The organism is Paenibacillus mesotrionivorans, assembly GCF_046098205.1.
GTDB classification, from domain to species: Bacteria; Bacillota; Bacilli; order Paenibacillales; family NBRC-103111; genus Paenibacillus_AR; species Paenibacillus_AR mesotrionivorans.
Map to the genome: position 1 here is coordinate 135,265 of NZ_JBJURJ010000005.1, position 12,475 is coordinate 147,739.

Here is a 12,475-nt window from a genome sequence, read left to right on the forward strand (position 1 = left end):
GAAGCTTCATCGTCATCTGACTACAATATTCCTGACAAACGACGATGAAAGAAGTGTTGACACATGATCCGGGACATGACCAGCGGCAATACGGCCAAACATCTGATTCACTTTTCCATTCCTTTTGTTCTGGGGAATATGCTGCAGCTGACTTACAATGCGGTCGATTCCATCATTATCGGCAGGTTCGCCGGGAAGGACGCCCTTGCAGCGGTGGGTACCTCCACCCCTATTATCAACATTCTGATTCTGGGTATTTCCGGGATCTGTATCGGAGCCTCGGTGCTGATGAGCGAGCTGTTCGGCGCGGGCAACGAAAAGGAACTGAAAAAAGCCGTCTCCACCACCCTATTGTTCGGCGGTGTTTTCTCCATTTTCATTATGATGCTGGGGCTGATCTTCGCCCCGGGCCTGCTGCGGCTTCTCGGCGTCCCCCAGGAAATTATGCATTCCTCCACTCTGTTTCTGCGCATCAGCTTAACCGCCACTCCGTTTATTTATTGGTACAATGCGGTTTCCGCAGCTATGAGAAGTGTAGGCGACTCCAAAACACCCATCCGTTTCCTCGCCATTGCATCCGTGCTTAATGCCTGTTTGGATCTGCTGTTTGTGGCTGTGCTGGACTGGGGAGTGGCGGGAGCCGCTTTGGGGACCAACATCGCTGAAGCATGTTCGGCAATATTTTGTATGGTGTATATTTACCGGAAAGTGCCGCTGCTCCGTTTGGGGAAAGCGGATTTCCGCTTCGACCGGAGTATGCTGGACCGGATTCTCCGCCACGGCAGTGTCACGGCTCTGCAGCAATCCGCCCAGCCTATCGGCAAGCTGATCATTCAGGGTGTGGTCAATCCGCTGGGGGTGGATGCCATTGCGGCGTTTAATGCGGTGAACCGTGTGGATGATTTTGCGTTTACCCCGCAGCAGAGTATCTCCCACGGGATGATGACCTTTGTGGCCCAGAACCGCGGCGCTAAGAAAAAGGACCGGGTATTGTCCGGCCTGAAGGTTGGCCTGAAGCTGGAGTTCTGCTATTGGATTCTGATCGGCGTGCTGGCCTTCAGCCTGAAGGAGCCGATTATGCGGCTGTTTGTGAAGGCTGAGGACGTATCTACTATCCAGTTGGGCGTGGACTATCTGAAATGGATGGCTCTTTTTTACCTGTTCCCGGCGTTTACCAACGGGATTCAGGGGTTCTTCCGGGGGATGGGCAATATGAAAATCACCCTGCTATCCACCCTGATCCAAATCACCACCCGGGTCATATTCGTGTTGATCCTGGTCCCCCACGTGGGCCTGAACGGCACAGCCTATGCCAATGCTATCGGCTGGACGCTGATGCTGGCTTATGAGGTGCCCTATTATTTCCGGTTCAAAAAGCGGCATACGCTGCTGCAGGGGGGGTGAGGTACTCGGTGGTGAGACTGCTGTGAGGCTACTGTGGGCCAGGAGTGCCACTCCTCGAGACAGCTTTTTCGGTGCCGCGGCTCTTAGGAGATACCGGAATTTGTAAGGAAATAATGCCCAGGTGGTACCTGGCATTTCACTTTCGGTGATGGCCGTTGGTCATTGGGACGGGAATGATGCACAGGCGGTGCCTGGGATGTCACTTTCGGCAGATGGCCACTGGACCTGGGAAATTCTAACGGCGGTGAGCGCCGCTATTAGAGCAAAAAAGCGCCTCCACGGATTCTAACGGAAGTGAGAGCCTCTATTTGCCCTGAAACAGGGGGAAATCCCCGCGGCGAAGGCAAATAAGGGCTCCTGCTTCCGTTAGATTTTTTGAAGGGCCGTTTTCGGCCAAATAAGGGCGCTCACTTCCGTTAAAATTGCAGGTGGCCTACGGGCAAGGGACCGAGGACGGTCTTCAGGCACGAAACCGGAACGGGCGGACTGCGGGCTGGGTATCCATGCAAGCGACCGGGCTGAATATAAAGCCCCGTAGTCCCGATGAGCCTGACTCATCCCACGCTAACCCCTACCGTCGTTGCCGCCACGTCAGCTTACACCGCCTCGCCTCCAATCAGCTCCTACCGCCCGCAGCGGCTGTCTCCAACGAACCGCCACCGCACCGCCAAAAAGCCCGTCCCACGGAAGAATCCGCTAAGGACGGGCTTTGTGATGTAGCCACGCGTGCTGCTAAAATTCAGCGGCGCTGCCTTTTATTGAGCCGGGACCAGGATCTGCTGGCCGATGTGGATCAGGTTCGGGTTGGCCAGCTTGTTGTAGGAGGCCAGCTTCTGCCAGGTGGTTTTGTACTTGATGCCGATGGCCCACAGGGTGTCACCCTTGACCACGGTGTAGACGGTATCCGCGGCAGCTTCAGGCTGCGGTGCAGCCGGTGCCGGTACAGGCGCAGCCGGAGCTGGCGCTGGTGCAGCAGGCGCAGGCGCCGGAGCAACCGGTGCCGGAGCGGGTACAGTTGGAGCCGGTACAGGAGCCGGTGCTACAGGAGCCTCCGGAGCGGTTGCGCCTTCGGCGACCAGCTTCAGCTGGTACTCGGCGTAGCCATCCGTAGTGTTGCCCACATACACCAGGGAGTCGATCCCGTCGGAGAAGCTTTTGGAATCCGGCGAGGTTTTGAAGCTTACATTAGCGCTGCCAATAGTAGGCGCCAGGGACCAGTTGCCGTCCGCGGTGGGGTTAATGGTTTTGTACTCGCGGATGTAATCAATAACGGCCTGGCGGTTTTCATCCGGGGAAGCCAGGATGATACGTTTGCCGTCCGGATTGGCGAACTTGCTGCTGGACGCCCGGTAGTTATTGGAAGCGACCACAAACTTTTGCGCCGGGTCAATGGCCTTGCCTTCAAACTGCAGGTTTACAATTCGGCTGGACGTCGGGTTCAACGCTTCGCCGGTTGCCTTGTATTTGGCAGGCTGGGTCACATCGATTTGGTAGCTGACGCCGTCGATGACGTCGAAGTTGTAGGTCGGGAAGTCGTTGTTGATCAGCTCCTGCTTGGCTGTGCTGGAGGGATCCACCTGGTTGAACTGGCCGGCAGACCATTCCAGCCATTCCTTCAGCTCGGCGCCGCTTACCAGCACCGCATTCACCGTGTTGGAATACAGGTACAGGTCAGCCACATTCTTGATGGCAATATCACCGGTAGGAATATTGGTGTAATAGTTCGGGCCTTGGCGTCCGCCAGCCTTGAAAGGAGCGCCTGCGGAGAGAACAGGGATGCCTTCGTACTCCGTGCCTTGAAGATGCTTCTCCACGTACCACTTCTGGGCATTGGTCACAATCTGGATGGAAGGATCATCCTGGATCAATGCAAACCAGCTGTTGATGGGAGCCGTGGTGGTGCCTACCGGCCCGCGTACATAGTCCAAGGTATGCTGGTGGTCTTCCTTAACCGCATCCAGCACCTCCTGATCTGCATCCACCAGGGATTTTTTGGCTGTGGCATCATAAATCGGCTGAACGGTTACCGCCGAATCGGTAACCGACCATTTGCCGCCCGCCAGGCTCAGCTTCAGGTCGATGATACCCAGATTGTTGCCCCAATAGCCGGGTTCAACAGATGGCACACCGTTGATGGTTCCCTTGGCCAGATCCACTCCCGGCTGGTCCTTGAAGGCGGCGCTCGGGAACACCTTATGGGCGTGGCCGAACAGGATGGCATTAATATCCTTCACCTTGCTCAGGTACAGCACGGAGTTTTCCATTTTGTCCGCCTGCGGAATATTCTCGAAGCCGGAATGGGGAATGGCAACCACAATGTCGGCACCCTTGGCCTTCATTTCGGGCACAAACTTCTCGGCGGTTTTGACGATATCCTTCACCACCACCTTGCCCTCCAGCTTAGCCTTGTCCCATTGAAGGATTTGCGGAGGCACAAAGCCGATAACGCCCACCTTCAACGTGTGCTTGGCACCGCTGTTGTCCGTGACCTCTTTATCCAGAATCAGATAAGGGGTAAACATATTCTTGTCATTGGATTCATCCTGGTCATGATCATCCACATAGATGTTGGCATTCACGTAAGGAAAATTGGAGCCCTCCAGGGAGGTATCGAGGAAGTCCAGGCCATAGTTAAACTCGTGGTTGCCCAGGTTGCCCACATCATAATCCAGCAGATTCATAGCCTTGTAAACGGGGTGGGTTTCACCCTGCTGAAGGGGATCTACCGTAGCCACATAGTCGCCCAGCGGATTGCCCTGGATCAGGTCGCCGTTGTCGAACAGCAGGCTGTTCTTGGCCGCTTGGCGGGCTTGTTTGATCAGCGAGGCGGTTTTGGCAAAGCCGTATTCATCTGTAGGCTTGTCCGCAAAATAATCATAGTTCACCATGTTTACATGCAGATCCGTGGTTTCCATAATCCGCAGGTCTACCGTAACCGCCCCGTCCTGGGCAGCTGCGGGAAGCACAGCAGGCAGGGTCAGCAGACTGGCTGCCACCGTGGCCGATAGGACTTTTTTCCAAGCTGAAAACCTGTTTGTACCTGACAAATGGAGTTCCTCCTCTATTCTCTCTGGTATGTAGGCCAAAAAACACCATACAATAATCATTCTAAAATAGAGTCAGAGAAATGTCACGATAATTTTTTGTAAATTTATCCAATGAAAATTTGAGCAATTAATCTTTGATCTGAACGGGCACCACAATGGAAGCGATGAGACCGCCCTCGGGCCGCAGCCGGTATTCCAGCCCGTAGGCTTCGCCGTAATGAAGCTGGATGCGCTGATGCACATTGCGGATGCCATACCCCTTGTCCCGAAGCGTGCCGTCCACGATCTGGCGCAGCTTCGCCAAGTCCACCGGAATAAAGCCGTTATCCTCCACCAGAATGTGCAGCTGCTCCCCTTGGCGCCTCACCCGGAGCCACAGCTGGCCCTCCCCGTCCATACTCTGGACCCCGTGGAAAATCGCATTTTCCACCAGCGGCTGAATCACCACCTTGGGCACCATACAGCTCTCCACCCCCTCCTCAATTTCCCAAAATACCTCGAGAACACCGGGATACCGCTTCATCTGAAGACGGATGTAGGCCTGCACATGCTCCAGCTCCTCGCTGACAGTAATGATGCTTTTGCCCTTGCTTAATCCGATGCGCAGCAGCTTGGACAGATCCTTCACCATACTCCCCACATCCTGATTGCCGCTGCCCAGCGCATACCAATAGATGGAATCCAGGGTATTATACAAAAGATGGGGCGTAATCTGGGAGTGCAGCGCCGACAGCTCCTGCTCCTTCTGCTTGATCTGCATGCCGTAATTTTCCTCGATGGACTGGTCCAAACGCTGGGTCATCCGGATAAAGGCCTGGTACAGCAGGCCGAATTCGTCTGTCCGCTGCCGCGGCAGAGAGGTGTCGAAGGGCAGCCGCTGGCCCGGCTCATACACCCGGGTGAACATCACCAGCTTGCCCAAGGGTTTAATAATATCCCGGATCAGATACAGCACGAACAACAGCACAAATAACAGATAGACCCCCAGCATGACGGTAATGGTCCGCTGGAATTGGGTCTGGTTGCCGGTAATGGAGGCCAGCGGAATCTTGTAGACCAGCCGGGTGCCAAAGCCGTTTTCATAGGATACCGCATATAAATGGGCATGGCTGCCGCTGGCGTAGGAAAACCCCGATTCCTGACTGCCCAGTGAACCAGGCAGCTCCCCCGGGAGCAGCGTGCCCTCCCCGTATTGCATCAGAAGCTCACCCCGGCTGTCGTAGAGGAAAATCGCCGCATCCTTGGGAAGCTGCACAGCGATCATATTCTTCATCAGAAGCACCTCCAGCTTGGACACAGCCAAAAAACCCAGAGTCTCCTCATACTTTTCTGGATGGAGAATCGTCCGGGTGAAGGAAACCGTGGGCAGTCCGCTGCTGGTGCTGGTCAGCCGGACTACTCCCGCCCCTTTTTCCGTCAGGGTCGCCTCCGCCCAGGGTGGATACTCCTCCTCGTTCCCGCTTAGGTAGATAATCCCCTTGCTTTTGGTGGTGGCATCCACAGGCAGCATATTCTCTTCCTTGAGGTATAAGGCATACTCCGTCCCGTCGGAGGACCAGCGCCCCAGAATGGCATCTGCCTCGGTCAGCTCCCCCATGGTGCTGATGTTCGTCCAGAAGGCCAGCTGCGACGGATTGCTGAAGAAATAATTGTCCAGGAACGTGATGGTTTTGTCGCGCACGGAAATCAGCGTATTCTCCATCATGGCATGGTTCTGCTTCACCAATTGGAGCATGGTTTTGCCTACCTCGTCCTGAATGGTGGCGGAGGTTTTGGAGGAGGAGATCCAGCCCACCGCCAGGAAAGGCCCGATGATCAAAAGACAAAACGCCAGGATGACCTTATGTTGGAGTCTCAGATTAATTCCCCCTGAACGCCTTGCGGTAATCCGCTGGCGTAATGCCCGTCAACCGTTTGAACATACGACTGAAATGCTCCGGCGATTGGTAGCCCACCTGATAGGAAATTTCATAACGCTTCCGGTCCGTCCCGGCCAGAAGCCGTTTGGCCTCCTCCATCCGCACTTCCGACACGTAGTCCCAGACGTTGGCGCCGGTTTCTTTTTTGAACAGATAGCTGATGTAGGCCGGGCTAAAATGGACCTCTCCTGCGATGTCCTGGATTTTCAGCTCATGATTGCCGTAATGGCTCTGGATAAAGGTTTTGATCCGGGTCACCACCGTCTGGTCCCGCTCGCTGATGCAGGCCTTCAATAATACCGACAGCTCCTGCATATAACGGATCAGCGCCTGGGACTTGACTCCGGGGTCCATTCCCCGAAAGTACAGATCCGGGTCCAAACGGCGGAAGGAGTCGCTTTTGTCAACCCCATAGTCGAACAGGAGGCCGTACAGGCGGTACACCAGAATGCCGAAGCAGCTGTGAAAAAGCCCCTCCGACCCGGCAAGACCATCCAGCATCATCAGCATGGCCTGCAGCTCCTCCTTGGGGCCAAGAACCGGCCTCGGCTGGGGCGAACCGTCCTCCTCCATTCCTTCGGAACGGTCCTCCTCCTTCAGCTTCTGCACCAAAACCTCCACCTTGGCCACCCAGTCCATCATCCGCAGGCTGCCGAGAGACGCCATATCCGCATAATAAAGAATGCGGTTGTCCGGGTGCAGCTTCCGCCATTCGATGGCTGCCTCCGCCTCCTCCATCAGCTTGGGCAGCATGGACAGGCTGGCGCTGAGGGAGCTTAAGCCTACCGTCGCGGTTACGTTCAGGTACTGCTTGAGATTCATCACGATGGTCTGGCCGATCAGATTCAGCCGGGAGTTCAGATGCAGTGGGGTTCCGGCGGCCTCCTCCGCCTCCAGCTGAATCACGCAGACCAACTGGTTGCCGAAGCCGTTGAAGGCGACGCCGCACCAGTCAGACAGACTTTCCTCCAGAATATTAATAGAAGCATATTTCAGAAGCTTCCGGTCGCCCAGGGTAATCTCCTGCTGACTAAAGCCGCCCTTGCTCAAATCCAGATGTACGATGGCAATGCCGCAGCTGGCCCCTTGTTCCTTCAAGGTTCCCCCGATATCCTGGAGCAGCTCCCGGTAGTCCTTCTCCTGCAGTTCTCTGGCGGTCACCAGCTCCATCAGCGCCTCCTGCCGTTTGGCCTTCTGCAGCAGCTCGCTGCTGTCCTTAGGGGCCGACTCCCGCAGGGTCAGCCGACCGGCCTCCTCCTTCTCCCGGAGCACCCGTCCCACCACCTGGGTCAGCTCCTCCAGCTCCACCGGCTTAATTAGATAATCTTTGGCGCCGAGGCGGAGAGACATTTTGGCGAAATCGAATTTTTCGTGGGCGGAAATCACGATCACCGGCAGATGAGGCTGCTCCAGCAGGATGGCCTCCATCAGCTCAATGCCGTTCATCATACCCATCTGGATGTCAGTCATCACCAGATCATACGCATCCATCCGCAGACAGTCCAAGGCTTCGAATCCATTGGAAGCGGTTTCCACATCACTAATCTGAAGCGGGCCGCTTAACAGATAATCCTTAATTCCGGCGCACACCCGAGGTTCATCATCGACTACAAGCACTCTGTACACCGCACATCATCCTTTGCTCCGGCCATTGTCCGCCAGCTTCTTTTACTCCCATGTTAGCATGGGCGGCGGGGCGGCTTATGATGTATTCCTGTTTGTTGGTGATCTATTTTACGCGGATTCCCGAAGCGGTGGTGTTCACCACCTGTCCTGCATCCAGTGTAGAGTAAATAGACGGAGGATGCCAGAGGGAATAGGGGCGGCGGATACCCGGCAGGGGTTAGAGAAACACGAGGGGGAGAGCAGCAGAATACGGGGAAAATGATAGCGGACCGCAAATGCCGGCTGGATGCTGTACATAGAATGATAGCGAACCATAAATGTCGGTTACATACTGTACACAGAATGATAGCGGACCGCAAATGTCTGCTATATGCCGAACATGGCTGCTTTCGGTCATCATAACGACATTATTTGTCTGCTAATCCATCCGAATCCCCGATTTTAAGCCTGATTTGAAGCAATAGCAGACATTTTATGTCGGTATTTCAGCAAAATGGGCCTATTCAGAGAATTAGCAGACATTTTATGTCGCTATTCAGCAAAATGGGCCCATCCAGAGAATTAGCAGATAATGATTGCTGCTTACACAAATGTGCTCCTGCCTGCCCCGGCTTCCCATCTCCCTCTTACGCACACAGCGCCGAATCCACGCAAAAAAACCTTCCGGGTTATCCCCGGAAGGTATCAAATCCCCCTTGCTTACCCTCCTGCTCTCGCACAGCCACCGCTACTTTCCGCGAAGCTGCGCGCTGTAAAGCCCTGACGGGCGGTTATCCCGACCTGCCAGGGCAGGGGAACCACAATCCAGCCCAGCGGTCCCCTCCTCCAGCCAGCTTATTTGGCCTTGCTCTTCAGGAACGCATCGATTTGCGTCCGGTATTCCGCCAGGACCTTCTCGGAGCCCGCCTTCAGGCGTTTGTCCAGGAACTGGGGCAAATATTTGTCGGGATCCACGGTGCCGGTTTCGATGACCTTGCGGAACTCGTTCTCCACCGCCTTCAGGTTGGCCATCTCAGCCTTCACCGGCTCGCTGTTGAATTTGAAGCCGTAGAGATAAGGCTTCTTCGCCGAATCATTGGCTTTTTTGGTCCGTTCCCAGGTATCCGCGGCCTGACCGTCCATCAAGTAGCCGATGGTCACATTGCCCATGACCCAGTTCATGTTGGGAGCGTAACCGCCGCCGGCAATATCCTTGATGGTGTTGGTGCCGGTTTTGGTGTAATGTTTGTTCTCAATGCCGAAGGACAGCAGATTATATAGAGCGGGATCGGTGTTCACCAGCTCCAGAAGCATCATGGCCCGGTCCGGGTTTTTGGAGGTGCGGCTGATGGCCGAGATGGTAGCGGTGACGCCGGTAAACTCCGGCTCCATCAGAGGCACAAACACCACATCATTCCCACCGTTGCCGGCCTTGGCAGCGGCTTCCCCGCCTGGCTTCTGGGTATAGTCGAAGGTGGTGGCGTACACGCCTTTTTTCTCCACATCCGCCTTGTTCTTCAAGGTAGCGGCATCCTCGTTGATATACCCCTTCTTGTACCAGTCGTAGGCCATGGCCACATGCTGCTTATATTCCGGAGTGGCAAAATAGTCCTCCACCGTCACCTTGTCGCCGTTTACTCTGTAGGCAATGACATTGCCATGGCTGCTGACCCCGTATACGGAGGGGGAGTAGAAGTCATTGTTAATGCCGAAGGGAATAATGCCTGGTTCATTCTTTTTGATTTGCTCAAAAAAGGGCTCGATGTCCTTGTACGATTTGATCTTGGAGATGTCCAGCTTATACTTGTCGGCAAACCGCTTCTGGACCACAAAACCTGCGGATTTGGCGGCAATCTGGTAGTTGGGCACACCGTAGGTTTTACCGCCGATCCTCACATCCTCCCAGGCGGAGGCGGGCAGGCTGGCCTTCAGCTTGGAGCCATTTTTGTCCAGCAGGGCATCCAGCTCCAGGAAGGCGCCCTTCTGGGCGTTATTACTGAAATTAAATCGCCAGTCGGAGGTCCACACAATGTCGAAGGCTTCGCCTGCTGCCAGGATGGTATTCATCTTCTGCTCGTAATCTGCACCGGCAATAGGCTTCAGCTTCACAGTGGCATTGATTTTGGGCTTGATGTATTTGTTGACCTCTGTCTCCACGGAAGCCAGATCCGGCTGGGCGGTGCCATCCAGATAGTACCAGACCAGATCCACCGGCGGCAGAGTGCTTGCAGAGGGTGCTGCCGATGAAGGTGCAGCGGAGCCGGATGTGGCAGCCGGACTGCTGCTGCTGTTGCTATTGCCCCCGCAGCCCGTCAGGGCCAGACCGGCGGCGAGAATGCCGAAGAATGCGCGTTTTTTGAGTAAACTCATGGAAAACAACCTCCCCTTATTGTTCATTCTACTTGTTGCGGGCCTACCTGATCCAGCCTGTTGTGCAGCATGCATCACTCCCTTCGGAAATTAAGCATTCCAGCCCCTAGGGTTGTCTTCAAACTCCAAGGGGGCAGATTGTGGCGATAAAAGATGCCCTCAAGCGGGATTGAAGATAGTCCCTACCCCTTGAGCGAACCTACTGTCAGCCCCTGCACAAAGTACCGCTGGAAGAACGGGAACACCAGCAGCATCGGACCTGCGGCGAGAATCACCATGGCCATCCGGGCGGACAGCGCCGGGAAATCCTTGGGTGTGGTGCCCAACTGCGACAGCATCTGCTCGTTCTGGGTCATAAACTCGATGCTGTCCATGATCCGCACCAGCATCAGCTGCAGGGTCACCAGGTTGGGATTGTCAATATAGAGCATGGCAGGGAACCAGGAGTTCCAGAAGCCGAAGGAGATAAACAGGCCAATGGTAGCCAAGGCCGGCAAGGCCAGCGGAAGAATAATCCGGAAGAAAATCGTCAGCTCCCGGGCGCCGTCCACCTTGGCGGACTCGATGATTTCCCCGGGGATTTTGCCCAGAAAACCCTTCATGACCATAATGTTAAACGGTGTCAGCATCCCGGACAGAATCAGCGCCCAGAGGGTATCCTTCAGATGGAGCACCTGGGTCATCAGAATGTACGAGGGCACCAGCCCGCCGTTAAACAGCATGGTGAAGAAAATAATGAAGGTGCCGATCCGGTTATAGCGGAAGTCCTGCCGGGAAATCACATAGGCGGTCATCGCCGTCAGGAGCAGGCCGAAGCAGGTTCCCGCTATGGTCACCGTTCCGGTAACGCCGTATGCCTGGAGAATGGCCTTCGGCGCCTGCAGCACCAGGCTGTAGGCCTCGACGCTGAATACCCGGGGCAGAATGGAGTAGCCATTTTGGATCAAATCCGCTTCGGAACTGAGGGAAATGGACACCACCAGCAGAAAGGGCAGCACCATGGACAAGGTAACCAGGATAAACAGCAGATGAATGGCCGCTTGCGAGATCCGGCTGGGTTTCATAGATTTGTGCATGTGGACTCCCCTTTCTACCAGAGTGAATTTTCCTTATCCAGATTGCGTACAACGGCGTTGGCCGCGACCACCAGAATCAGGCCGACGATGGATTGGTACAGCCCCACGGCTGCCGACATGCCCACATCCCCTACGCTGCGCAGAGCCCGATAGACATAAGTGTCGATAATATCTGTGGTGGGATAGGTCAGACCTGCATTGTTGGGGATAAAATAGTGCAGCCCGAAGTCCCCGTTGAAAATCCCGCCCACCGACAGAATCAAAAGAATCGTGATCAGCGGCGTCAGCAGCGGCAGTGTGATTTTCACCGCCATCTGGAAGCGGTTGGCCCCGTCGATCCGGGCGGCCTCGTAATACTCCTGGTTGAGGCCCATAATGCCGGCGTAATACACCAGCGCGGAGAACCCTACCTTTTTCCAGAGGCTGACCACGTTCAGAATGACGGGCCACGGTTCCTTTTCGAGAAACCACTTATGCGGCTCCATACCGAACCAGCCCAGAATGGTGTTCAGATACCCTGTCTGATGGTCCAAAAACGCGTAGGTGATATAGCTCACCACCACCCAGGACAGGAAATACGGAAAGAACAGTGCCGTCTGGTACACCTTGGTGCTTTTGCGGCTGATCTCATTCAGCAGAATGGCGAACAGCAATGCAAACGATGTGGTCAGAAGAATGTAGCCCAGCTCGTAGGACACCGTGTTCCGGGTTATCCGCCAGGCATCCTCGGACACGAAGAAAAACTTGAAGTTCTGGAAACCCACCCAATCGCTGCCCCAGATGCCTTTGTCAAACCGGTACTGCTTAAAGGCCAGCACGATTCCGAACATGGGCAGGTAGGAAAAGATAATAATGTACAGAAGACCGGGCGAGATCAGACCGATCATCTCCAGATTTCGCTTCAGATGCTTCCACTCCCGGGCAAGCCGCGACACCTTCTTTGGGGTTGCGGCCGCTTCCGTCTTGTCCGCGGTTGATTGCATAATGCGTTCCATGTTGTCCCCCCTTCCCTTTGCTCCTTGCACCCTTATCATGCCAAGGAAACCCGGCTCAC

General features: G+C 55.2%; 7 protein-coding genes. 1 reads left to right on the forward strand and 6 read right to left on the reverse strand.

Annotated elements, in window-relative coordinates; translation table 11 throughout:
- Positions 1-63 precede the first annotated feature (63 nt).
- Positions 64-1,404, forward strand: coding sequence for an MATE family efflux transporter (locus ACI1P1_RS08935; protein WP_416216028.1), 1,341 nt, complete (start codon positions 64-66; stop codon positions 1,402-1,404).
- Positions 1,405-2,159: 755 nt separating this feature from the next.
- On the opposite strand, the gene ACI1P1_RS08940 is transcribed toward ACI1P1_RS08935, so the two are convergent.
- The 6 genes from ACI1P1_RS08940 to ACI1P1_RS08965 all read right to left on the reverse strand — a co-directional run bounded on the left by ACI1P1_RS08940 (position 2,160) and on the right by ACI1P1_RS08965 (position 12,416).
- Positions 2,160-4,451: a bifunctional 2',3'-cyclic-nucleotide 2'-phosphodiesterase/3'-nucleotidase gene (locus ACI1P1_RS08940; protein ID WP_416216029.1), complete on the reverse strand. Its 2,292-nt coding sequence runs from the start codon at positions 4,449-4,451 to the stop codon at positions 2,160-2,162.
- A gap of 127 nt (positions 4,452-4,578) precedes the next feature.
- Complete coding sequence (locus ACI1P1_RS08945; protein ID WP_416216030.1) at positions 4,579-6,270, reverse strand: sensor histidine kinase; 1,692 nt, start codon at positions 6,268-6,270, stop codon at positions 4,579-4,581.
- A 40-nt stretch (positions 6,271-6,310) separates the two neighbouring features.
- A complete protein-coding gene (locus tag ACI1P1_RS08950) occupies positions 6,311-7,996 on the reverse strand; it encodes a response regulator transcription factor (RefSeq protein ID WP_416216031.1) in 1,686 nt (561 codons plus the stop codon).
- Positions 7,997-8,830: 834 nt separating this feature from the next.
- Entirely contained in the window at positions 8,831-10,345 is a 1,515-nt protein-coding gene (locus ACI1P1_RS08955; RefSeq protein ID WP_416216032.1) for an ABC transporter substrate-binding protein, read from the reverse strand.
- Positions 10,346-10,527: 182 nt separating this feature from the next.
- Positions 10,528-11,421 carry a carbohydrate ABC transporter permease gene (locus ACI1P1_RS08960; protein ID WP_416216033.1) on the reverse strand — a complete coding sequence of 298 codons (894 nt, stop codon included), beginning with the start codon at positions 11,419-11,421 and terminating at the stop codon, positions 10,528-10,530.
- Positions 11,422-11,435: 14 nt separating this feature from the next.
- On the reverse strand, positions 11,436-12,416 hold the full coding sequence (locus tag ACI1P1_RS08965; RefSeq protein ID WP_416216034.1) for an ABC transporter permease: 981 nt from the start codon (positions 12,414-12,416) through the stop codon (positions 11,436-11,438).
- Positions 12,417-12,475 lie beyond the last annotated feature (59 nt).

What these genes read in the sequence shown, in the direction of transcription:
- ACI1P1_RS08935 (WP_416216028.1), top strand. Translation starts at nt 64, where the DNA reads ATGATCCGGGACATGACCAGCGGCAATACGGCCAAACATCTGATTCAC.
- ACI1P1_RS08955 (WP_416216032.1), bottom strand. Translation starts at nt 10,345, where the DNA reads ATGAGTTTACTCAAAAAACGCGCATTCTTCGGCATTCTCGCCGCCGGT.
- ACI1P1_RS08960 (WP_416216033.1), bottom strand. Translation starts at nt 11,421, where the DNA reads ATGCACAAATCTATGAAACCCAGCCGGATCTCGCAAGCGGCCATTCAT.
- ACI1P1_RS08965 (WP_416216034.1), bottom strand. Translation starts at nt 12,416, where the DNA reads ATGGAACGCATTATGCAATCAACCGCGGACAAGACGGAAGCGGCCGCA.